The 22,900-nt window shown below is 69.1% G+C and carries 22 protein-coding genes; 9 read left to right on the top strand and 13 right to left on the bottom strand.

The annotated features are described in order from the left end of the window. The first annotated feature begins 10 nt into the window (after positions 1-10). Genes MMF94_RS05085 through MMF94_RS05075 form a run of 3 tightly spaced genes read left to right on the top strand, consistent with a single transcriptional unit; the run spans position 11 to position 3,218 of the window. Positions 11-1,201, top strand: coding sequence for a phosphotransferase (locus MMF94_RS05085; protein ID WP_241035087.1), 1,191 nt, complete (start codon positions 11-13; stop codon positions 1,199-1,201). Continuing rightward, entirely contained in the window at positions 1,198-2,226 is a 1,029-nt protein-coding gene (locus MMF94_RS05080) for a phosphotransferase family protein (RefSeq protein WP_241035086.1), read from the top strand. The genes MMF94_RS05085 and MMF94_RS05080 overlap by 4 nt, the downstream gene beginning before the upstream one ends. After that, positions 2,223-3,218, top strand: a complete 996-nt coding sequence (locus tag MMF94_RS05075; protein WP_241035085.1) for a phosphotransferase enzyme family protein — start codon at positions 2,223-2,225, stop codon at positions 3,216-3,218. The genes MMF94_RS05080 and MMF94_RS05075 overlap by 4 nt, the downstream gene beginning before the upstream one ends. A gap of 70 nt (positions 3,219-3,288) precedes the next feature. Here MMF94_RS05075 and MMF94_RS05070 read toward each other — a convergent pair whose 3' ends face one another. The 3 genes from MMF94_RS05070 to MMF94_RS05060 form a co-directional block, all read right to left on the bottom strand. Then, a complete protein-coding gene (locus tag MMF94_RS05070; protein WP_241035084.1) occupies positions 3,289-3,660 on the bottom strand; it encodes a trypco2 family protein in 372 nt (123 codons plus the stop codon). Between the two features lie 93 nt (positions 3,661-3,753). After that, on the bottom strand, positions 3,754-3,921 hold the full coding sequence (locus MMF94_RS05065) for a hypothetical protein (protein WP_241035083.1): 168 nt from the start codon (positions 3,919-3,921) through the stop codon (positions 3,754-3,756). A gap of 83 nt (positions 3,922-4,004) precedes the next feature. After that, positions 4,005-8,120, bottom strand: coding sequence for a trypsin-like peptidase domain-containing protein (locus MMF94_RS05060; RefSeq protein WP_241035082.1), 4,116 nt, complete (start codon positions 8,118-8,120; stop codon positions 4,005-4,007). A 119-nt stretch (positions 8,121-8,239) separates the two neighbouring features. On the opposite strand from MMF94_RS05060, the gene MMF94_RS05055 reads away from it, so the two are divergent. From MMF94_RS05055 to MMF94_RS05040, 4 genes are all read left to right on the top strand, one after another. After that, a complete protein-coding gene (locus tag MMF94_RS05055) occupies positions 8,240-8,950 on the top strand; it encodes a class I SAM-dependent methyltransferase (protein WP_241035081.1) in 711 nt (236 codons plus the stop codon). 149 nt (positions 8,951-9,099) lie between these two features. Beyond that, positions 9,100-9,273 (top strand): hypothetical protein, encoded by a 174-nt coding sequence (locus tag MMF94_RS05050; protein WP_241035080.1) that lies wholly within the window; start codon positions 9,100-9,102, stop codon positions 9,271-9,273. Positions 9,274-9,620: 347 nt separating this feature from the next. Continuing rightward, complete coding sequence (locus MMF94_RS05045) at positions 9,621-10,304, top strand: TetR/AcrR family transcriptional regulator (protein ID WP_241035079.1); 684 nt, start codon at positions 9,621-9,623, stop codon at positions 10,302-10,304. Positions 10,305-10,326: 22 nt separating this feature from the next. Beyond that, entirely contained in the window at positions 10,327-10,995 is a 669-nt protein-coding gene (locus tag MMF94_RS05040; protein WP_241035078.1) for a nitroreductase family protein, read from the top strand. 46 nt (positions 10,996-11,041) lie between these two features. On the opposite strand, the gene MMF94_RS05035 is transcribed toward MMF94_RS05040, so the two are convergent. From MMF94_RS05035 to MMF94_RS05020, 4 genes are all read right to left on the bottom strand, one after another. Continuing rightward, positions 11,042-12,679, bottom strand: a complete 1,638-nt coding sequence (locus tag MMF94_RS05035; protein WP_241035077.1) for an amidohydrolase — start codon at positions 12,677-12,679, stop codon at positions 11,042-11,044. 90 nt (positions 12,680-12,769) lie between these two features. Beyond that, positions 12,770-13,693, bottom strand: a complete 924-nt coding sequence (locus MMF94_RS05030) for a PDR/VanB family oxidoreductase (protein ID WP_241035076.1) — start codon at positions 13,691-13,693, stop codon at positions 12,770-12,772. 28 nt (positions 13,694-13,721) lie between these two features. After that, entirely contained in the window at positions 13,722-15,164 is a 1,443-nt protein-coding gene (locus MMF94_RS05025) for a glutamine synthetase family protein (protein WP_241035075.1), read from the bottom strand. A gap of 1 nt (position 15,165) precedes the next feature. Continuing rightward, on the bottom strand, positions 15,166-16,587 hold the full coding sequence (locus MMF94_RS05020) for an aromatic ring-hydroxylating dioxygenase subunit alpha (RefSeq protein WP_241035074.1): 1,422 nt from the start codon (positions 16,585-16,587) through the stop codon (positions 15,166-15,168). Between the two features lie 153 nt (positions 16,588-16,740). On the opposite strand from MMF94_RS05020, the gene MMF94_RS05015 reads away from it, so the two are divergent. Beyond that, entirely contained in the window at positions 16,741-17,538 is a 798-nt protein-coding gene (locus tag MMF94_RS05015; RefSeq protein WP_241035073.1) for an IclR family transcriptional regulator domain-containing protein, read from the top strand. Between the two features lie 101 nt (positions 17,539-17,639). Here the strand turns inward: MMF94_RS05015 and MMF94_RS05010 are convergent, their stop codons facing one another. From MMF94_RS05010 to MMF94_RS04995, 4 genes are all read right to left on the bottom strand, one after another. Then, on the bottom strand, positions 17,640-18,152 hold the full coding sequence (locus MMF94_RS05010; RefSeq protein ID WP_241035072.1) for a DUF4863 family protein: 513 nt from the start codon (positions 18,150-18,152) through the stop codon (positions 17,640-17,642). Positions 18,153-18,229: 77 nt separating this feature from the next. Then, entirely contained in the window at positions 18,230-18,859 is a 630-nt protein-coding gene (locus MMF94_RS05005) for a nitroreductase family protein (protein ID WP_277398660.1), read from the bottom strand. Positions 18,860-18,978: 119 nt separating this feature from the next. Further along, complete coding sequence (locus MMF94_RS05000; RefSeq protein WP_241035070.1) at positions 18,979-19,425, bottom strand: cupin domain-containing protein; 447 nt, start codon at positions 19,423-19,425, stop codon at positions 18,979-18,981. Between the two features lie 271 nt (positions 19,426-19,696). After that, positions 19,697-21,022 carry a Rieske 2Fe-2S domain-containing protein gene (locus MMF94_RS04995; RefSeq protein ID WP_241035069.1) on the bottom strand — a complete coding sequence of 442 codons (1,326 nt, stop codon included), beginning with the start codon at positions 21,020-21,022 and terminating at the stop codon, positions 19,697-19,699. A 350-nt stretch (positions 21,023-21,372) separates the two neighbouring features. Between MMF94_RS04995 and MMF94_RS04990 the strand changes: the two genes are divergently transcribed. Further along, positions 21,373-22,056 carry a GntR family transcriptional regulator gene (locus MMF94_RS04990; RefSeq protein WP_338104162.1) on the top strand — a complete coding sequence of 228 codons (684 nt, stop codon included), beginning with the start codon at positions 21,373-21,375 and terminating at the stop codon, positions 22,054-22,056. A 39-nt stretch (positions 22,057-22,095) separates the two neighbouring features. Here the strand turns inward: MMF94_RS04990 and MMF94_RS04985 are convergent, their stop codons facing one another. Further along, complete coding sequence (locus MMF94_RS04985) at positions 22,096-22,590, bottom strand: SRPBCC family protein (protein WP_241035067.1); 495 nt, start codon at positions 22,588-22,590, stop codon at positions 22,096-22,098. Between the two features lie 148 nt (positions 22,591-22,738). Then, positions 22,739-22,867: a hypothetical protein gene (locus MMF94_RS43265; protein WP_277398651.1), complete on the bottom strand. Its 129-nt coding sequence runs from the start codon at positions 22,865-22,867 to the stop codon at positions 22,739-22,741. Positions 22,868-22,900: the final 33 nt, after the last annotated feature.

Raw genomic sequence — 22,900 nt, 5'->3', positions numbered from 1 at the left:
GAGTCGCACCATGACAGCGCTCGGGACAGCGCCGAACGACCCGGAGGCCAGATCCACCGGATCCGTCGGGAGCGTCCTCGCGGCCGTCTCCGTCACGGAGCCGGTCGCCGCACCGACCCCCGAACCACTGCTGCACAGCCCGGTCCACCGCCAGGGCGGCAGGCTGCCGTGTGCTGCGGTCGACGAGGGTCACCTCTTCGCAGTGCTGGAGGAGGCCTACGACCTGGGCCGCTGGCACGCGTGGCGCCGCACGGACAAGGGCAGCTCGAACACCAGCTGGTTCGTCCGCACCGACGCAGGCGACGTCGTGCTGCGCCGCTCGCACAACCTGAAGACGGTGGAGGCGGCGGAGTTCGAGTGCGCGCTCATCGACCACCTGCGGGGCCACGGCTACCCCGCGCCGCCCGTGCACCGCACCCGTGACGGCGCGATCCTGGTGCAGGTCGACGGCGTGCTGCACATGGTGATGCGCTTGATGCCCGGTATCGGCTACGACGACCCCGCGCACCTGGCCGAGGTGGCCAAGGGCCTCGGCCGATACCACGCCATCGTCTCCGAGCTGACGAGCTCGGCAGAGCGCAGCTCCGTGGCTCTGGCCTCCCTCGGCCGGATCGGGCAGGAGAACCTGAACTCGGCGGTCGAGGTCGCGACGCCGCTTCTGCCGCGCGACGCCGGGGTGGTGCTGCGCGAGGACGCCCGGTTCATCGCCGACCGGATGGAGCACCTGAACGTCGAGCTCGGCGAGCGCCAGAAGGACCTGACGTCCTTGGTGATCCACGCGTCCTACGGGCGGTCCGCGGTATTGCTCAGCGAGGGCCGCCTCACCGGGGTGCTCGACTTCGACCGGGCCGCGCAAGACCTCCTGGGGCTGGACCTGGCCTACGCGCTGAAGGCGTTCTGCCGCGGCGGATCGGTGCGGCGCACCGGGGTCGGCATCGACCCGGACATGTGCCGCACCTTCCTCCAGCACTACCGCAGCCAGGCCCCGCTGGCGGAGGCGGACCTCGCCGCGATGCCGGAGGTCTTCCAGGCGCAGCGGCTGATCAAGATCGCGAAGAAGTGCGACAACCTGCTGGCGAAGCAGGCGACGATCCCCCAGCAGCCGAAGGACGCCGTGAAGTTCGCGCTGGTGCTGGAGCGGGAGTGCGCCCGGATGCGCTGGCTGTCCGACAACCCTTTCACCCTGACGGAGAACGCATGAACCGCACCGAAAGCCGCACGCAGAGCCGCCAGGTGAAGGAGCGCCAGGTCGATCGCGCCGCACGGGCGTGCACCCCGGAGTTCCTCGACCGGTACGTCCGGCCGCACCTGCGCTCGGGCGCGCCCGCCACCGGCGGGACGTGGACGACGAAGGTGATCCAGCTGGACGGCACGGGGGCCGCGACCGTGCAGGTCGAGCTCGACGGTGGCGCGCCGGTCTTCGCCAAGCTCTTCCCCTTCGACGACGGTCCCGCCGTCCACGCGAAGCTGCAGGCGCTGCGCGCCGCCGGGCTGGGAGCCGGCTCTCCCTACCAGGCGGTCGAGCCCCTTGCCTGGTACGGCGAGGAGAAGGTCCTGCTGTGCCAGGGAGCGCCGGGCAGGCCGCTGTCGGAGCTGCTCAGCGGGGGCGGCGAGGAGCTGACGAGGGCCTGCGCTCGCGCCGGGTCGTGGTTGGCGCGACTGCACGGTTCGGAGCTGCGGGTCGGAGCCCAGCAGTCGCTGCTGGTCACCGGGGAGCTCACCAGCCTGGCCAAGCGTCTGTCCAAGGTGGCTGTCGACCACCCCGGCTACATCGACTCCGCCCTGGGCATGCTCGAGCGTCTCGACGCCCTCACCCGGGACACCACGGACGGCATCCTGGCCCAGAGTCACGGGCAGTACCGGCCGATCCACGTCTTCCTCACCGAGGACGTCGTGACGGTCATCGACCTGGACCGCAGCGCCCCCGCCGACCCCGCTCGCGACGTGGCGGAGTTCCTGCACCGGCTGCGCCTCGGCGTCCACTCGGCGACCGGTGACGTCGGGCGGGCCGACGCGCCGTGCGCCGCGTTCCTCGACGCCTACCGCGCTGCCCTCGGCGACATGCCGCTGCGCAACCTGCGCTTCCACTGGGCGCGCTATGTCTTCCACAGCCTCAACCGCAAGATCAAGACCGGGGAGGCCGACTGGCGCAACGGCGGGAACACGGAGTTCCAGCTCTATCGCGACGAGTTCCAACGGATCGCGGACGGGCGGGCGGGGGCATGACGCTGCCCGCCGACCGCATGCTGGACCGCACCGGGCAGGAGCATCCGCTGGACGAGCTCGCCGGCATGTGGCCGCTCGGGGGCTGGACGGCGGTCGAGCGCGTCCCGGGCGGCAAGAACGAGCACCTGCGCCTGTTCGCCCGCGACGGTGTCCACTACCTGCGGCGCTCGTACCGTTCCAAGCCACGTGCGGAACTTCTCGCCCAGCTGTCGCTGATGCGGCTGCTCCGGAGCCGGGGGTTCCCGGCTCCGGAGATCGTTCCCGCGCGCACGGGCGCCGACCACGTGGAGATCGCCGGCCGGTTGTGGGTCGCGACCCGCGGCGTCGAGGGCACCCCGTTCGACGACGGCTCGCCTGCGCACCTGCAAGCCCTGGGCCGGACGCTGGGGTGGTACCACCGGCTGATCGCCGATCAGCCCGTCGCAGCCCGGGAGCCGATCTTGCTCTCCGAGCTGCGCAGGCGGGTCGACGAAGGCGACCTGGAACCCGGGCTGCACGCTCGGGCGGCACGCGTGGTCGAGCGCCTGACCGCCGTGCTCCCGGAACTGCCCAGGGTCACCGTGCACGGCGGGGCTCGGCGCAGCAGCCTGATCTTCGACGGCGACCGGGTCGCGGGGGTGCTGGACTTCGACAGCGCCCACCCCGACGTGCGGGTGCTCGACCTTGCCGTCGCCGTCCATGACGTCGGCAAGGTGTACACCCGCCTCGGGGAGGCCGACCACAAGGTGGCGCTCGACCTCGGCAGGGTCGCCGAACTTCTGGACGCCTACGGCCGCGAGGTGCGCCCCACCACGGCCGAGATCACGGCCCTGCCCCTGCTGCTGGAGGCCAAGCGGCTCAAGCGCAGTCTCGGGCGACGCCTCCGGGTCGTCCGTGGCGAGCTCCTGTCGGAGAACGACCACATCAAGATCCGCCTGGAGGACAGCCGGCTGGCCTGGCTGGACGAACACCGCGATGCCGTGGCAGCCGCCTGCGGCAAGGTCCTGACCTGAGGACGCGAAACAGGCCCGTCACGGCCCGTCTTCCATCGTGTGATGGGGGCGGGCCGTGACGTCTCGGCCCCTACCGCTCTCCTGGCACCTCCGTGCCGGAGATCATCGGCCGCCGGTCGGGCTCGGTTGCATGGCGCGGGTCGAGAACGAGCTTGATCCGTTGCGTCGACGTGGAGCCGAGCTTCGTCTCCGCTCCCAGCTCCAGGACCCAGAACTTGACCTTCGCACCGGGCGTGGCCTCCTTGTCGATGCCAACGGTGAGTTCCAGCTCCACCGGTCCCAGCTCGAAGCGCAGTTCCTCGTCCTTCCCGGCGCGCATCGCCTCAGCGAGCTCGGCGCGCAAGTTCGCGACAACTTCGGCCAGCGCCAGTGCCATTCCGTCCGTCTCCCTCATATCGATCGACAGCCCGACGACGGGCGTGCCCGGGTCACGCCGTGTCATCGACGCAGGGTCAACCCTTGTTTCCGTTCGAGGTGATCGGATCGCCACCGGTCATCGGGCTTCGCGACCCGATCCAGGATGGCGATCCGCCTGTCACGGCTTGGAGCCCATCCTCATGCGCGGTCGTGACGCCCGGTCGCGGCAGTGCCTGGACACTGCGACGTTCATCAGTACGTCGTTCTCCGACTCCGCGATGCCCCACGGGGGCACCGCCACGATGTTGTGGATCACGGCAATGGCTCGGTAACCGGAGCGCTGCACGGCGGGCCTCCTCTCGGGTGTGATCGGTTCCGCTGCAACCTACACGCAGGGTGCCGACGTGATGTTCACGACTTTGCAAAGAATTAAGTTGCGAGTTTCGGTTCGTCGTCCTCGAGCACTCCGACCCGGGCCGAGAGCCACCCCACCACGGCATCGAACGCGGCGCGATCGAGCCACGCGATCACGGGCACGACCTCGATCCACGCATCCGAGATGAGCAGCTCGGCGACCAGGTTCCGCAGCCAGGTGCGCCGCTGATCGGCCGGGCCGGACTCATCGCCCGCTCGGAGGACGGCGACGGCCGAGCCCGCGAGCCGCCCCGACGCCCCTGCACGTTCGTCGGGATCACCGACGAGTTCGAGGTCGGCCTCGGCGCGGCTCAGCAGCGCCCATGCGCGGTCCCCATCGCGCGTGGTGCCGGCAGCGGCGGCCAGCGCGCGCACCCGGCGCGCAGGGTCGACGATCACCGCGGCGAGCTCGGCAGCCTGCTCGGCGCGCCCCGCCTCCGCGAGCATCTGGGCCCTTCGCGCGAGGACGCGGTCGCGCCGCCCTGCGTCGAGAAGTGCGAGAGCGTCCTCGAACTGTTTGCCGAGATCGTCGGCCCGGGACCGATCCCCTGCATCGGCAGCAGCGATCGCCAGCTGGGCCAGCGCTCGCGCCCGCTGGCTCGGGTCGGCGATGTCGTCGAGGACGAGGCCGGCCACCGCGACCACGCGCTCGGCATGTCGATCCGCACCGACTGCACGGAGCGCTCGGTAGAGCCGGATGAGGGCGACCACCCGGGAGTACCGGTCGTTGATCCGGTCCAGCCCCGCGGTCGCGGCCGACGCCGCCTCGATCGCCTCTCGTCGCCTGCCGGCCGCCCCGTGCGCCGTGCAGACGCTCACCAGCACCCAGGTGCGCCGCTCGGGTTCGGACAACGATCCGGCGATCTCCACGGCGGTGGCGACGTCCGCCGACTCGGCGCAGGCCTCGGCCACTCGCGTCAGCACAGTTCCGCGCTGAGTGACGTCGCTGATCCGCTCCGCGAGCCGACGTGCGGCGTCACGGTCGCCGACGGCGGTGAGGCCTTCGGCCACCCGCGCCGCCAGCATCGAGAGCCGGCGCGGATCGCTCGTCCGGCGCGCCATGCGCTCCACCTCGGCGGCGTGTACGGACGCGCGTACCTCCTTGCCGGCCTCCGCGATGGCCGCCGCGACGTCGGCCAGCGCGTGCATCCGGTGCCGTCCGGCAGGAATACGGCGGATCGCGGCCTCCGCCCGGTCCAACCGGCCGTCGCGCGCGGCGGTGAGGGCGATCGAGGTGAGGGCCTTCGCCACCCGGTCGGGATCGGGGAGTCGTTCGATCATCGCGTCGGCCGCCCGGGGGTCCCCCGCCCCCGCCCGGGCCACCGCGAGCCGCATCGCAGCCCATTCCCGCTGGTCAGGGTCGGTGAGCTGGGTCGTGAGGTACTCGGCGTCGGCGTCGAGCGCTGCCGCATCTTCGGCACGGCCGCACCGTCGCAGGACACCACAGATCTCGATCAGGACCTCGATGGCATCGCCCTGGTGCGCCGCGCCACGGGCGGCCTGCCGCAGTTCGACGAGGAGTCGCTGGAGCGCGGCGTCGTCGCGGTGGTCGGCGGCGGCCCGCGTGAGCTGGGCGAGGAGCTGCACCCGTACCCCGGAGCGGCGTATGTGCTGCGCGATGACCTCGGCGTGGTCGATGCGGCCCGCGGCGGCGAGGTCGGCAGCGAGCGCAGCCCACGCCCTGGTCCGTCGAGACGCCGGCACGATCTCATCGAGGGTGGACTCCGCGAGGGCGACATCGCCGGCGGCCACAGCCGCAACCGCCGTCGCGACGCGGGCGTTCACGGCATGTGGCGAGGCAGCAATCCCGGCGACGAGGTCCATCGCCCGCCCCGGGTCGGCGAACGCCACCGCGGAGGCGATCCGGACGAGCGCGGAGTCTCGACGTTCCCCCTCCATCCGCCGCGCGATGCGTACCGCTCGGTCCACGTCGTGCGGGGCCGTCGCCACAGCGACGCCCGCGAGCGCCAAGTCCCGCTGTTCGGGATCGTCGATCCCGGCGGCGAGCTGCTCGGCCTGTGCGACACGCCCGGTGCCCGCCGCGGCGACAGCCGCACCGGCCAGGGCAGCGGCGCGCTTGCCGGGCCGTGGGATGCCGCGCGCCAGTGCCTCCGCACGCGTGAACCGGCCGATCGACGCCCATACCGCCGGCAGCCGCACCGGGATCTCGGTGTTGCGGCGGACCAACTCCTCCCGGCGCACGGCGAGGAGCACAGCGGCTACGAGGTCCGGGGCGCCCTTGCACCGGTTGACCGACTGGGCAAGAACGATTTCGTCGAGCGCGAGCGCGTCCCCGCCGGTGATGTCCAGCATCCGATCGTGGCGGTTCGCGTCGGCGGCGAGCGCGGTGAGCCGTGCGGCGTCGCCGACCATCGCGAGCATTCGCGGGTAGTCGCGCAACAGGTACAGCGGGGTGTCCTTCGGCCAGCCGTCACGGCGGTAGTCGTCGGCCCATGCATGCACCCGTTGCCGGTAGCGGCTGAGCCGGGCGCCGAACTCCTGCTCGGCGATCTCCCGGAGGGTGCGGTGACCCAGGAGGTAGCCCCGCCTCTCGCCTGCGCTCCCTTCGGACCCGGCGAGCCGCTGCACCCGCGTCCCGACGGTGTGGCCGAACGTTCCGCGGAGGAGCTCGTCGATCGCGAACGGGGACGAGCTGGTGAGCTCGGCGAGGTCGTCGCGACCGATGCCGCCGCCGGACGCGGTGATCAAGCCCAGTAGGTCCTCCGACAGTGCGCCGGCACGGAGGCGTTCACGGAGCTCGCGTCGCGCGAAGACCTCGTCGTGATGGGCGTGGGGCGACGCTCGCAGCGATCGCCGGTGACAGCGGTGCAGCGGGTGGTCCGCAGGCACGTCGAGGGGGAGCTGCCGGTCCGGCCTGCTCGTGACGACCACGCGCACACCCTCGGGCGGACGGCGAGGCAGCAAGGACGCGATGCTCGCCTTGCCACTCTCGGCGCTCGTGTCCTCGTCCAGCCCGTCGACCACGATCACGAGCCGATGGCCGATGTCACGGCAGCGGTGCGCCGCGCTCTCCAGCAACGGGAGCAGGTTGCGCCGCCGCGCAGCGGTGGTCGACGGCGCGCCCGGCGGTTGCCCCGACAGGAACGTCAGCTGCTCGGACGCCGCCTCGAGGAAGGCCTCACTGTCCGACTGGCCCGCGAGCGCGGACGCCACGAAGAACGCGACCACATCGACGTCCGGTGGTGGGTGCAGGGCGAACCACGCCATCAAGGCTGTCTTGCCTGCCCACGCCTCCGCCTGCCACCAGCCGTAGGACTCGTCGCTCGCGGCGAACGCCATCAGCTCGGCGAGCTCGGCCTCCCGTCCCAGCAGCCGTTCCGGTGCGATGTCATCGACCTGGTGGTGGTACGACGTCACGAGGTGACCCGGCACCGGCAGGGCGTCGACGCCCGGCAGTTCCTGGGGCGGCGACGGCAGGCCGAGAACGGCCAGGAGCTCGGTCACAGCTGGTTCGGAGCCCTCGGTCGCCCGTTGGACGAGGCGGTCGAGGCGGGTGGCGGCCAGCCGTGCGAGACCGTCGGACCGATGGTGGTCGGTGACCACGCCGATGATCCGGCCACCGGCCCACAGCGCCGCCCCGGACATGCCCTCCCAGGGCGAGACCATCAGATCCGGATCCCGCTCGGGTGGCCGGACGGTCACCTCGAAGGTCCCCGAGCGGCGATTCGACAGTGCCGCCACGGTGCCGGTGGCCTGATGTGAGTCGCGGTAGACGCCGTGGGCGCCGGGCTGCTCGTAGGCCTTGAGCTTGAACCGCGGGAACCCGACCGCGTGAACCATGAGCTCGTTCGCCGCGTCCGCGACGTGACCGAAGCCGGGTGCAGTGAACGGGGACCTCGGCGGCGGATCGATGACGATCGCGGCGACGTCCGACTGTGTGTCGGCGACAACCCGCCGCGCCTGCGTGCACCACTCCCCCGGCCGGTCGGCATCGAACCGGACGCGGACGGACTCGGCCCCGGCCACGACATGCGCGGCGGTCAGCACCGCGGATGCGCCGACCCGATAGCCCGACCCCCGCCGCGCCGCGCCGCCGGGCAGCGAGACGAGCACCTCCGCGATCTGGCGCGGATCGATGCCGATCGCGTGCTCGGTGGACTCGGCGGACACGAGACGAACTCCTCGCAAACGGGACGGCCCGCAACCTACCGGCTACGCCCGGTCAGGGAGAACGAGTCCGCGCAGCCGGCTCTTGACCTGCACTGCGCTTCAGCTTTTACGGTCGCCTCATGAGTTTGACCGAGGACGAGCACAACAACCCCGCCGGACAGATCGATAGGGAGGACGTCGCCGACGCGCCGGCACCAGGCGGGGCGACACCGCCACGCCGCACCTTCGACGAGGCCTACCTGACCCACACGGCGCCATGGGTGATCGGCGAACCGCAGCCGGCGATCGTCACCCTGGAGAGCAGCGGAGGAATCCGCGGACGGGTGCTCGATCCCGGCTGCGGCACCGGCGAGCACACCATCCACCTCGCCCGGCTCGGCTACGACGTCGTCGGGATCGACTCCTCGCAGCACGCGATCGAACAGGCCCGCGCCAACGCCGCGCAGCGCGGCGTCACCGCCCGCTTCGAGGTCGCCGACGCGCTGGCGCTGGTACCCGAGACGGCCTACGACACGATCGTCGACAGCGCGCTGTTCCACATCTTCGGTCCCGAGGAACGCACCCGATACGTGCGCAGTCTGCATCGCGCCTGCCGCCGGGACGCGCGAGTGCACGTCCTCGCGCTGGCCGACACCGGTCCGGGCTTCGGACCTCAGATCAGCGACACGGTGATCCGGGAGGCGTTCGGGGACGGATGGGTCGTGGAAGACCTGCAACCCAGCACGTATCGCGGTGTCATCGTCCACGACACCCACGCGGCCGCCCTCGGCCGCCACGTCGGCGACGTGGTCGACCTGCCCGCCTGGCTCGCCCGAGCGCGCCGGATCTGACGAAGCCGGTCGATCGGGGCAAGGTCATCCACTGGCAGACGGATGTGCGCCTCGATCGACCACGTCGGACAATCGCCAGCGATCCCGCTGGCCGAACAGCGCTACGAGCGTTACCTCAAGGAGCGAGTCCAGGAGGAGGAAGAACGACGGTGACCGGCTACACAGCCTGGAACGAGATCCGCGCCGAGCACGTCGCCCGGGCGGGCGGGGAGGCCGCGGTCGAAGCGGGGAAGCGCGAGATGCTTGCCGAGGTGGACGGGCCGGTCGAAGAACCACGGCCGCGACGACCGCACACGGTGTCCGATGACGCGGTGAGAGGCTGATTCGGTCGACCCGTCTGCCCGGTGACGATCGTCAATTGGGGCCTCGTAGCCGTGTATTGCCCGGTTTCCAACCCCGATCTGCTGATCATGGTCAGGTGCCGGGCCGGCCGCCGTCGATGCGAGCGTGGCGGGGCTGTCGAACTCCGCGCCCTCGTACCCGGCACCGGCCAAGGGCTCGAAGCGGCAACGTACGCCGGCACGGCCGAGCGCGTCGTGCAGCGAGAGGCCCTCCGACGAAGGCATTCTAATTTCGTTACAAGTCGTGGCTGTAATTCAAAACGTAACAGCCATTCCCTGTAACGACTCGGATATAGTCCGGCCATTGGCACCGTCCACGAGGTGGGTTCATGGTCCGAGCGCGCGCAGCGTCGAACGAGCACGCCGACTCCGGCTCCGCCGGGCCGCGCACCGGTGGCCGACCCCGCGACGCAACGCTCGACGAGGCGATCATCCTGGCCACCCGTGACCGCCTCGTCCGCGACGGCTACTCGCAGATGACCATCGGCGACATCGCAGCCGACGCCAAGGTCAGCCGCCCCACGCTCTACCGGCGGTGGAGCACCAAGTTCGAGCTGGTCGTCGACGCGATGGACTACGGCTTCCGCCAGGAGCGCGACACATACGCTCTCGATGCGAGCCGGATGGAGCCACGCGAAGCCCTCGTCGAGGCCGTCCGCCGACTCGATCCCGCGTACTTCACCCCGAACGCCATGGTGCTCATGGGCAACTTCGCCAGCGAGGCGATCCACACCCCGGAACTGCTCGAGATCCTCCGCAGGCAGGCAGTCGAGCCACGCGTCACGCTCGTGGAGAACGTGCTGTCGCAACTCCAGCAACGCGGCGCCGTCCACGACGAGATCGACAAACACACCATCGCCACGATGTGCTTCGGTGGCTATTTCGCCGCCTTCTATCGCGGCGAGAATACGAAGGAGATGCCCGAGACGGTTGTCGCCACGCTCTGGCCGTTGATCGCGAAGAGAACCGCTGCCGGACGGCGAGGCAGCGCCACGGACAAACGCGCACGGTGATCTTCCAGGTGGGAGGGTCGGGATGGATGTTCACGAGGCGCTGTACACCACGCGGATGATGCGCCGCCTGCACCCCGATCCGATTCCGCTGGAGATCCAGGCCCGGATCCTCGACGCCGCGATCCGGGCACCCAACGGCGGCAACACCCAGCGCTGGCACTTCCTCGCCGTCGACGATCCGGCCACGAAAGCCGAGCTCGCGGCCATCTACCGCAGCTCCCGAGCCCGTGAGTACGCCGACATCGCCGCCGGTGAGCTCGCGCAGCCGCTGCACGACCCGCAAGCGCACGCCAAGACGATGCGCCGGATCACGACGTCCGGGGATTACTTCACCGACCACTTCGCCGAGACTCCCCTGCTGCTGTTCGTGTTCGCGATCGACGACCACGGTGGCGCGAACATCTACCCCGCCATCTGGAGCGCCCTGCTCGCCGCACGCGCGGAAGGAGTCGGCGGCACCATCACCACCGTGCTGCGCTACGAGGCGGAACGAGTGATGCGGTTGCTCGAGGTGCCCACCGAGGCGGGCTGGCGCATGACCGCGATGCTCGCGCTCGGCTACCCCCGTGGACGCTGGGGAGTGGCCGCCAACCGGCGCCCCGTGCAGGAGGTCAGCAGCCGGAACCGCTGGGGTCAGGATTTCGGAGTCACCGTCCCGTTCCCGCTCTGGCCCGGCGAGTCGTCCGGCTGAGGTCGGCCTCCGTGCCACCGTTCGCTTCCGCCGGCTGTCACGATCACTACCCCTTGAAGACCACCCGCCCGCCGACGACGGTCCGCACCGCCTCGATGTCCTTGATCCGTTCGACGTCGACCGACAGGTAGTCGTCGGAGAGCACGGCGAAGTCGGCGAGCTTGCCGGGCGAGATCGTGCCCTTGATCGTTTCGTCGCGCGTGGCGAATGCCCCGGACGCGGTGTAGGCGCGCAAGGCTTCCTCACGGGTCACCGCCTCGTCGGCGCCGTAGGTCACACCGCGGATGTCCTTGCGGGTGACCGCGAGATAGAGGTTGGTGAAGGGGTTCAGGTCGTTCGTCGGGTAGTCCGTGCCCATCGAGACGTTGTCGATGCCCAGGACGTCGATCGCGGTGCGCATCGGGACGGCGCGGCTGGTCGTCTCGGTCCCGAGGAACTTCTCGATCGTCGCGGCCTTGTTCCACAGGAAGGCCGGCTGCAGCTCCAGGCGTGCGCCGAGCGCTCGGGCGCGCTCGAGCTGGTCCCGCCGGGCGAGGCTGCCGTGGATCAGCGCGTATCTCCAGCCCACGAGCGAACGGACCCGGTCCGCGGCCTCGAAAGCGTCGAGAACGTAGTCGACGGCACGGTCACCGACGCAGTGCACGCCGAGGCGCCAGTCGTACTCCTGAGCGGTCAGCACCAGATCGATGAGATGCTCGCGCTCCAACGTGGCCGTCCCATGATGGTGCGGACAGTCGGGATAGGCCTCACGCATCAGCGCGGAGCGCAGGCTCATGCCGCCGTCGACGACCAGCTTGATGCCGACGAGCTTCATCCACTCGTCGCCGAACCAGGACGACACCCCGCTCCCGGAGATGGTTCTCGCCCACTCGTCGATCGTCACCAACGGCTCGGGGATCCACATCACGCCCATCCGTGCGGTCAGCCGACCCGCGAGCATCAGTCGCTGGACCGCTCGGATACCCGACGAGGAGAGCCACGGCTGCAGAACGCTCGTGATGCCGAACCTGTTCGCGTGAGCGAGACCGGTGACGAACTGGTGTTCCAGCTGCTCGACCGACCAGCACGGCATGCAGTTCGCGATCAGGTCGAGCGCGCGTTCGTAGAGCACGCCCGTGGGCCGGCCGGCCTCGTCACGGCCGATGATCCCGCCCACGGGATCGGGCGTGCCGTCGTCGATGCCGGCGTGCTCGAATGCCGATGAGTTGGCCATGGCGACGTGCCCCACGGTCGGGAGGTAGACCGGGTTGTGGGGTGCGGCCCCGTCCAGCTCCGCACGCGTCAGATAGCGCGACTCCGTGAGCTGTGCCAGCGGGTGCCAGCCGCTTCCGGTCACCCACTCGCCCGGCTGCCGGGAATCGGCGAAGGACCGGACGGCCTCCAGCGCCTCGGCGACCGAGCGGACGGCGGCGAGGTCGACGACGAGCCCGGCCTGACCGGCGCATTCGATGTGGCAATGGCTGTCGTTGAAGCCGGGTATCACGGTCGCACCGCCGAGATCGACGACCTCCGTGTCCGGCCCGGTGAGAGTGCGCGCGAGCGTGTCGCCGCCGACCGCCATGAACCGGCCGTCCTTGATCGCGACCCCGGTGGCCGTGGGTGCGCCGGGATCGAGCGTGATGACGTGACCGTTCACGTACACCGTGTCGGCCACGACGGCGGGTGAGGATGCTGCAGAGGCCATGGACCATTCCTTCGCGTCAGTCGTCGAGGTTCCGGCACCACGTCGTGCTGCTGTCGTGAGTGAACAGTGCGCGCGGGGCATCCTCCGGGGTCAGAGATCGAGGACGAGCTTGCGGCCGCACGCGCGGCTCACGCAAGGCAGGAACGTCCGCCCGGACGCTCGTTCCGCCTTCGAGAGCACGACGTCCCGATGGTCGGGCTCACCGTCGAGGACGCGGGTCTCGCAGGTGCCGCAGTAGCCCTCCTCACAGTCGGACTCGATCTCGACGCCCGCGTCACGGATCGCCTGCAGCAACGTGGTGTCCGCGGCTGCCACCACGGTCGTACCGGACCGGCGCAGTTCGAGCTCGACCTCCTCGCCGGAGTCGGCATCGGGCTGCGCGGTGGCGGCACCGAAATGCTCGCTCTCGCAGTGCACGCCCACGCCGTCACAGATCTCGGTGACGCTGTCGATGAGGCCCGCCGGGCCGCAGCAGTAGACGGCAGCGCCCGGCCCGAGCCGACCGACCATCGCCTCGAGGTCGGGTCGCGATTCCTGCGTCGTGTCGACGAACCGGACCCGATCTCCGCCGACGGCCACGAGCTCGTGGCGAAACGCCATCGTCTCCGCGCCACGGCCGCAGTAGACCGCCGCCCACTCGGCACCGCGTTCCGCGAGAGCCCGCGCCATCGGGACGAGCGGCGTGATCCCGATGCCGCCGGCGATCAGGAGGTACTCGTCCGCGGTATCGAGCGGGAAATGGTTGCGTACGTCGGTCACCATCAGCTCCCGGCCGACCAGCGCGGTGCCGTGGATCTCCGCGGAACCACCTCGTCCGGCGACTTCGAGCCGCACCGCGATCTCGTAGTGCCTGCGGTCCTGCGGGTCTCCGCACAGCGAGTACTGACGGGCAAGCCCCGACGGCAGCCGGACGTCGATGTGCGCGCCGGGCTCCCAGGGCGGCAGTGGGCTGCCGTCCGGTGTGGACAGCCTGACCCCGACCACTCCCTCGGCTTCCCAAGTCACTCGCGTCACGCGCAGGCTCGTCGTCGTCACTCGGTCCTCAGTAGAGATCGAAGTACTCACGTTGTTCCCAGTCGGTGACCGTGCGTTCGAAGCGGGCGATCTCGGCTCGTTTGATCGCGGCGTAGTACCCGACGAACTGCTCCCCCATCGCCCTGGTCAGGCCCGCGTCGGCTTCGAGCGAGTCGACGGCCTCCCGCAGGTTGGCGGGCAACCGCCCGGCTTCGGTGGTGTACGGGTCATCGGCCGAGGGCGGCAGCGGTAGCGCGGCGTCGATCCCCTCCAGACCGGAGTGGAGCTGGGAGGCCATGTACAGGTACGGATTGGCGGCGGACTCGCCGATCCGGTTCTCGAGGTGCGTGGTGCCGTCCTCGGCCGAGCCGACGAGCCGGATCATCGCGCCTCGGTTGTCGCGCGCCCACGCGATCCGGTCGGGGGCCATCGAGTACGGCTGGAACCGCTTGTAGCCGTTGATCGTCGGGTTCGCGAACACGCACGCCGCGCTCGCATGGGCGAGCTGACCCGCGACGAAGTGCCGGCCGACCGGCGAGATCGGCCCCTCGCCGTCGCCCGGCACGAACACGTTGCGCCCGCCGTCGGCGCCCGCGCTGATCAGGCTCTGGTGCAGGTGCCAGCCGCTGGACTTGCTGTCCGTGAGCTGCGGGCGGCACATGAAGGTGGCGTGGTAGCCGCTCCGCCGCGCCACCTGCTTGATCGTGCTGCGCAGGAGCACCATGGCATCGGCCGAGCCGAGCCCGGCGATCGGGTCGAGTGTGAGCTCGAGCTGGTTGGCTCCGTACTCCACCTCGATGCTGCGCAGCTCGATCCCCATCCGGTCCAGCGCCTCGCGAATCCGCCGGGTGGCCGGCTCGACCTCGTCGCCGCGGTCGTCACTGAGCAGTTGGTTGCCCTGGTTGATCGGCTCCACCGGCGTCGGAAACGTGCACCTGCCGATGCCGTCGGCGTTCGGGAAATGCTCGGCCCGCCGGTAGAGGTGGAACTCGATCTCGAGACCGGTCAGGTAGCCGTACCCGGCGGCTCCGGCACGGTCGAGGGCCTTCTGCAGTACCCCGCGGCTGCAGAAGGGCACCTGCTCACCGTTCTGGAAGCGCAGGTCGCACAGCACCCGGCCGGTCTCGCCCGCCCACGGGACGAGGTGGAAGGTCGTCGGGTCCGGAACCATGACGATGTCGGCGGCACCGGCCATCTCGGCGACCCCGAGTCCGCCGTCGGCGTCGAAGGCCGCGAAGACGGTGGTGCCGGACGTGTCCTTCGACAGCAGGGTCGACACGCAGCTGATGCCGCCGCGGAACACGGCGGCCAACCCGCTCGCGGGAATCGTCTTCCCGTGGAGCAACCCGTGCTGGTCCACGAAGGACACACGGATGGACCGCACGCCCTCGTCGTCGACCCTGGCGAGGACGGCACGAGCGGCCTCCTGCTGTTCCTCGGTCCACAGGTCGAACTTCTCGATGAATCCCACCTCAACCGGCCGCGCGGTCGTAGGCGTCGGCCGACTGGGACCGGTCGGGCTCGACCTCCGCCCCCGGGACGCCGGCCGGCCCCGTCACGAGCGCCTCCTGCAGCCCGGACGCCCACGGGCTGGCCTTGCGCAGGTCGGCGATCGAGCCTGCCCAGTACTGCTCCCACTCCCCCGTCGGGCCGATGCCGTCGAGCGGGATCGGGCCACGGCTCTCGACGTCCGCGGTGTCCATGAGCAGCGTCTCGGGGCTGCCGCCGTCGGCGACGGTGTCGATCGCCTGCAGGGCCATGCGCCGGTAGGTCACGATCGCCCGGTCGGACCGGCTGAGGGTCTCCCGGCTGCGGTCGTAGATGTAGCCCTGCCCCTCGACGGCCATCTGGTCATGGACGTTGATGTCCCGCCCGAGCCCGGTATAGGTCTGCGTGCGCTGTTCCTGGTAGTCGAACTGGTAGGAGTTCGCGCGGTTGCGCACCGGCTTGTAGCCGGGCAGCGTGATGCCCTCGATGCGCTGGGCCCGCATGGTCGACTTGTCCACCGGCTCGTCGAGGCTGGTGAACATCGCGTACCAGTAGCAGGACACGTCGTCGATCGGCACGTGCCACTGGGTGATCGCCATCGCCCCGCTCAGCGGGATCGTGATGCCGTGCGGGAAGACCTGGTGCGTGATCCGCACGTGGGTGGACGAGCCGTCGAGGCCCTCCTTGTCGAGCTTGCGCAACGCCACGATCCGCTGGCCGTACTCGGTACGCGCGTTGAGGATCTCCGGCCTGCCGTATTCACGGAGGATCTTGGTCATCGGCAGGTCGGTACCGAGCGACGCTCCCCGGAACTGCTTGCCGTAGCTGTCGCCGGTGTCCTCGTCCTCTTCGAAGCGGTGCAGATAGGAGGCGTGGGCGGGGTCGATGCCGACTTCCAGCGCCTGCAGCCAGTTGCAGTCGAGGTAACCCTTGAACGCGAAGGTGTACTCCTCCGGCGCGATGAAGCAGTCGAGCGAGGGCAGGTTCGGCGGCGTGCCGTCGCCGAGGTAGGCCCACACGATCCCGTTGCACTCCCGCACCGGGTACGAGCGGATCCGCACCTTGCTTCTGAGCCTGCTGTCCTCCGGCTCGGCGGGCGTGTCCAGGCAGGAACCGCCCCCGTCGAAGAGCCAGCCGTGGAAGTAGCAGCGCAGGCCGCCGTCCTCCAGCCGCCCCAGCGACAGATCGGCACCGCGATGCGCGCACCGGCGGTCGATGAGGCCGGTCGTGCCGTCGTCGTTGCGGAACAACACGAGGTCCTCGCCCAGCACCCGGACCGGCACGACGGGACGCTCCGTCTCCAACTCCTCCGACAGCGCCACCGGCTGCCAGTACAGGCGCATCCAGTCACCGCCGGGCGTGCCGGGCCCGGTCTCGGTGAGCTTCTGGTTGTCCTCCGCGCGCATGACGACGCTCCCTAGAGCCCACATGTGTTCAATTAACGAACACTCGGTCCTAATATGGTCAACTTAAGCGGCCGGACTCGCTCGGCGCAAGGCTTCACCGACCCACGCTGCTATCTTTGGGAACAAGGTGTGCGTTAATCGAACGGAGTGCGAGTGGCCAAGCTCAACGCACGGGACGAAGCCCGGCGGTCGGCCCGGGAGGTGGACGGCAACAACCGCGCGGACTATTCCGAAGCCCTCGAACGCGGTCTGCTCGTCCTGACCGCGTTCGACCACTCCGAGGAACGGCTGACCCAGGCCCAGCTGGCCCGGAAGCTCGAGCTGCCCCGGGCAACCGTGCGCCGGGCCCTCCTCACGCTGACCCACCTGGGCTACGTGATCCCCGACGACAGGTCCTACCGGCTGGGCCCCAAGGTCCTCACGCTCGCCACGGCGTACCTGACCACGAACCCCGTGAGCCACGTGCTGCAGCCGGTGTGCGACAGCCTCGCCGAGAAGTTCCAGGCGTCGTGCACCACCGCGGTCCTCGACGGCCCTTCGGCCGTCATGATCGTGCGGGCGTTGCCGCGACACACTCTGCCCATCGGCCAGGGGATCGGCTTCCAGGTGCCCGCCGCCCGCTCGGCGTTGGGCATGGTCCTGCTGAGCGGTCTCGACGAGGAGCGCCGCCGCCGGTACCTGGTCACGCATTCAGGTCTCGACGGGGAAGCAGTGGGCGCGCTGGAGACGAAGATCGCGGAGGTGGCGACGGCGGGCCATGCGTATGTGGCGCACGATGTGGAGGCGGGCTTCCACTCCATCGCGGTGCCGCTGCGCCGCTGGGACGGCACCGTGATCGCGGCACTGAACGTCGGCACCAACGTGGAGCGGATCTCGGAACCGGAGATGCACGAGCGTGTCCTGCCCGTGCTGCTGGAGACCGCCGACATGCTCCGGTCCGAGCTCGTGTAACCGCCCGGCATCTCGATGGGCGACGTCGGCGTACTCGGCGTCCTTGCCGTGGTCACGCCAGTGGTGCCGACGTCGGCACCATTCAGGAGCGGGGTAGCCGCCTACTGCTGGTCCGGCGGGGTGATGTCGTAGGAGATGCGCCCCGCGGGCAAGTAGAACAGGGCGATCACAGCTCCACCCTTGACCTCGGGGTAGTGGTGGCTTCCGGGATCGGGGGCCGTCCATCCCGCCCCCTGCCAGCCGCGCGGCCCGCCCAGAAGGGCATCAGGGTCCAGCGGCACAACCATGTTGAGCTCGCCGTAGGGGTGCTGGTGGTATTGCCCGCGGTAGACAGGAACGCTGTTCATGTAGACCGCGGTGATGCTGAAGTAGCTCAGCTGCTCGCTCGGCTCGGCGATGCGACTGCGACGGTAGTTGGGGCCGTCCACCTCGATGTTCGCGGCCCAACCGTCGGCGACGCCGCCTCTGGTGATGCGGGCGAGGTCGTCCCACACCCCCGTGCCTGGTCCGCGATTCTCGTTCAACCAGACCTCCAGCTCCTCACCCGCCGTACGGTTTTTTATCTCGGCGAGGAACGGAATGCTGCGCTCTATCAGACTCTGCGTGCTGTCCATGATGACGTCCCCATGTTGGCGATGCGGTGGGGGAGATCGACGTGACATCCACCCGATGACTGGTCGAGATGCAGGGATCAGCTGCTCTCGGTGCCCCATAATGGGCGTGAAATCGTGACCCCGAAGGGCCGGCTCCAGCTGTTGCGGCCGGCCACCTCATGTACCGGGCGCCTATTGGCGGCGACACCCCAGCGACCGAGCGGATAGCCGAGTGCGAGCATCGCGTTCATCGTCCATCCCTCCCCACTGGGCACGTCGAGCATCTCCGCAACTCTGTCCGCCTCGTACCGGAGCACGGTTGTGATCACGCCGCCGACGCCCTCCGACCGGGCAGCGAGCAAAGTGCTCCAGATCGCCGGGAAGATGTTCGCTCCGCCGTGGTCGTCGATCGAGAACACGAACAGGAGGAGCGGGATCTCAGCGAAGTGCTCGGCGAAGTAGTCACCCGACTGCTTGATCTTCCGCATCGTCGCCGCGTGTTCCTCGGCATTGTGGATCGGCTTGCCGAGCGCTCCCGCCGTGAAGTCGGCGTACTCCTGACGACGGCAGTCCCTGTAGAGCTGGGCGAGCTCACCCTTGATCGCGGGGTCGTCGACGGCGATGAAGTGCCACCGTTGGGTATTACCTCCGTTGGGCGCCCGAATCGCGGCGTCGAGGATGCGGGATTGAGTCTCGATCGGGATGGGATCCTTCCGCATGCGCCGCATCATCCTTGTCGTGTACAGGGCTTCGTAGACGTCCACTCGGTCTCTTCGGGGGCTGGACCAGCTGAGTAACTGAAAGGGCGACGGTCCGTTGCGTCAGCAGCGACATCCGTCGAGAAGCGTCAATGCTTCAGATCCCTGGGCACCAACCCGCGCTCCGCGCAGAAAGCGCCGTACGCGGCTTCCTTGGACCGCTGGTCATCGACGTGGATCACCGCCCCATCCGCATCGAGGTACTCGACTCGTGGGCCGGCAACCATGAAGAGAATCTCGGCGCCGGCATCGGGGCACGCCAGAACCTCGTCTTCCGCACCATCCGCTTCGTGCAGGTACGTACCGGGTTCCAGCCACGGCGAACCGTCGGTGTAGCGACACCGACCGCTCAGCACAACACCTTGCACCTCGCCCGAATGCCGGTGCTTCGGGACGCGGCATCCGGGATCGATCCGCACGATGCTTGCCCACCCGCTGCCTCCGCCGGCGAATCGCAACGGCTTCGCCGCGACACCGTCGATGACCGGGATCCACGGCAGCACACTCGGATCGACAGAGTAGATATCCTTGCTCATCTCGGCCTTTCGTTCTCGCGCCACATGTCGTTGCCGCACGCTTCGGACATCTCTCGTGCCGAGTCCAACCGACCCAACGCCCGCAGAAGGTCTCGATCCTCGACGACGCAGTTGTCCAGCTCGAGGTACTCCACCCGGTACACCCAACCGCAGCCATGGTGGCCAGGCACTGCCTCCACATGGAGCGTATGAGGAATCAGCGTCGGATCATTGTTTCCTGACGTTCTGCAGGCCATATCGCAGCTACCGCTCACACCCCTTCGTCGCGCGCTCACGCACCGGCCGACCGACTTCTGTCGAGCCCGACGTGCTCGACCCCGGTTTTCCGAAGGTGCTCCGTCCCCTCGATCCAGTCAGACTCGACGGGCAACACGACTCCGCCCGAGCGCTGGGCATAGGCCCCAGGATCGTCCACACCCGGCGGAGTCGATCCGCTCTCCCGGAGCGCACGTGCGGCCGCGGCGAGTCGACGGCGGGCCCGGATGACCACCACGTCAGCACTACCCAGGTGCTCCCGTGTCCGGTCGTAGATCGGCCCCATGCTCTCGGTGATCGCTTGATCCTCGACCGTGATGCCGTCGATTCCGGTGAAGCTCTCACCTCGACGTTTCTTGTCCCGGTCCATGAAGTAGTCGTTGTCGAGGTTCTGCCGCAATCTGAACCGACCGTAACTACCGGATGTCCTGGGTAGCAGCCTTACCGTGTCGTTCTCACGTTCCGTGATCCCCAACTCCTGTTCGGCGGGCGCCAGCTCGGACCGGTACCCGAATTGGAAGAACAGCGTGTGGGAATCATCCATCGGCACCCAGGCCCGCACCGGCCCGGGGATGCCGAGCACCCCGGTGGGAACCATGGTGAAGAACGGGAACAAGAAGTGGCCGATCCGCCAATACAGCTCCTCGAGCGATTCCGTAGGACGATACGCCCCGAAGGTAACCCCGAAGGCGGTGTCACGAAGCTTGTACTTGGGCGCCCGATCAGCGATCGCGTACCGCAGGAACGTCTCCGGTGGCGCGTCTTCGGGACGCGCGTGCCCGGTGTGCAGGAAGCCGAAGTGGCTCGTGTCGAGGTCGCCCTCGATGGCCTGCAACCAATTGCATTCGCGTTGCAGAGCCCAACTGCTCTGCTTGTCGGCCGGGGTGTCGAACTGCTCGAAGTCGGGGAGCGGCGGGGCCTCCTCGCGCAGCCCCATGTAGGTCCACACAACGCCACCCGCTTCGACACAGCGGTAGGCGTTCGCCCGGACCTTCCTCGCGAAGTCGCTACCCCGCGGTTCGTTCGGCATGTCCACGCAGGCACCGGAGACATCGAACTTCCACCCGTGGTAGACGCAGCGGATCCCGTTGCCCTCACATCGCCCGAGGTAGAGCGAGGCCCCACGATGAGGGCAGTTCTCCGGCAGGATGCCCACGCGCCCGCTCGAGTCGCGGAACGCTATGAGGTCCTCCCCCAGCAGTCGCACCCGCACCGGGTCCGCGTCCTCGCCACGGATCTCGGAGGACAGCAGCGCAGGCACCCAGTACCGCCTCATGAGGTCACCCATGGGCGTGCCGGGCCCCACCTCGGTCAGAAGCCTGTTGTTCTCCGGGCTCAACATGTTCGCTCCCTTGGCCGTCCGACGCGAGATCTCGGCGGGGCCGTCCCACCCAGCAAGATTGCCGGCAATATTGAAGGTTATCCTGCATCGCGGTGTCAAGCGGCGGCCACGACGAGCGCACACCCCCGGGCCCGCCGACCCTCGTCGGGCCCCGGACGATCCTCGGAGGCATCGGAAGCGGGAGGCACCGGATGGAAGGCATGGCCGTCGATCCGGGATTTTCATTGCTGCCCGTCGGGATGCGGAAGGATTACCTCGACCGCCGGCAGCCGAGCGAGTGTCCCCTACGATGTTTCAGGTTCGAACCGCGATTTTCTGACTGTCGGCCCCGCAACCGAGTGGAGTGAGCTGTGTCGACGAATGCTGCTGCCGACGGAGCGCAGCGGAGCCCGCAGCGCACAGCACGCGGTGCCGTGGCCGGCAACGTAGCTGCCATGATTCGCGATGCCATCGTCAACGGCACGTTGTTGCCCGGCGAACAGGTCCGTCAACAGGAGTGGGCCGAGAAGGCGAGAGTAAGCAGGCCTCCGATACGGGAGGCACTGGAAGTGCTCGCGTTCGAGGGACTGCTGGAGCACTCCCCCCACCGAGGCTATTTCGTTGCAAGGATCAGCCTCCACGAGATGCATCAGCTCTACGTGATGCGCATGCTCCTGGAAAGAGCCACGGCGGAGAGCGTGGTGTGGCCGTCGTACACGCAGATGGCGGAGCTGTCCGAGCTGGCAGCCAAAGCGAGGGCGGCGAAGGAGAGACACGACCACGCGGCTCACAGGGCGTTCGTCGAGCAGTTCCTCATAGCGGTGCACCGCCTTTCCTCCAACCAACTCATCGTGCAGGCCGTGATCGACCTCTGGGCTCGGACGTCGGCGTATCGGACGCTTGCCTTCGGTGCCGTGGAGCACGGTCGGATAGGAGACGGCACCCTGGATGCCATCCTGAAGGCGCTTGATGAGAACGACCGGAACGCGCTCTGCGAGGAGTTGCTGCGCCCGACCATCGACACTCACGACTACATCGGGCGGGCAATGCTGTAGTCCGCCCAGGCCGGGGCGTGCTCGCCCCGCCGGCAGCCGTCAGTGCGCGCGCCGGCCGAACTTGCCCGCCACCGCATAACTGGTGTCGGTCACGGTCCCCGTCTCCATCAGCTGCTTCAGCCTGTTCAGGTTCGCGGCCACTTCCTTGTCGGGAAATTTCCGAATCACGGCGAGCAGCGCACGTCCTGATCTACCGAGAGGTGCCTTCATCACTTCACGGACCTCTGTCTCGCCGGCCCGCGATCCCGGATCGAAGTGGATCTCCCAGTAGGTCGTCAGTTGGGGCAGACCGACAGTCTCGTAACGAATCAACTCGTTGGCGCGTTCTTCGGTCACTCGTACCGTCCAGGCGAGCCGAACACCGAGAGGGCCTTGTATCGTCCACCGAGAATCCGTCGGACCCACCTGCTCGACCGCCATGACGTCCCCCAGGAAACGGGGCAGGTTCCCGAAATCCCGGTAGAACCCGAAGACCTCCTCACGTGGCTTGCGGATCACCACGCTCGCCTCGATCAAATTCTTCTTCGCCGCCATGGATCATCCCTCTCTGGACAGAGCCCATCACAACACCTGGGAACGGCGGTATCTGCGCGCCGGAGCCCCGGACGTCGGCGAAACCTGCCTATACCCACCCGTGAGCCGCCAACAACCCCTCGTCAGCGCTTGACGGGAGGCGCGGAGGTCAGGCAACCGTCTCCAGGGACAGGTACCGGTTGATGCTGTGCAGGTGGTGGCCCACCCGCTGCTCCGTGACGCGGAACCCGGCGCGGCGCAACAGTCCGCCGAGTGACCTCGGCAGACGCGGGTGCACAAGATGTTCCTCCCACGCCGCGAGAGCGCGCTC

The sequence above is a fragment of the Pseudonocardia alaniniphila genome, from assembly GCF_022524485.1.
Classification (GTDB): domain Bacteria; phylum Actinomycetota; class Actinomycetes; order Mycobacteriales; family Pseudonocardiaceae; genus Pseudonocardia; species Pseudonocardia alaniniphila.
The sequence above is the reverse complement of the archived record's forward strand: the minus strand, read 5'-3'. Positions and strand labels throughout refer to the sequence as shown.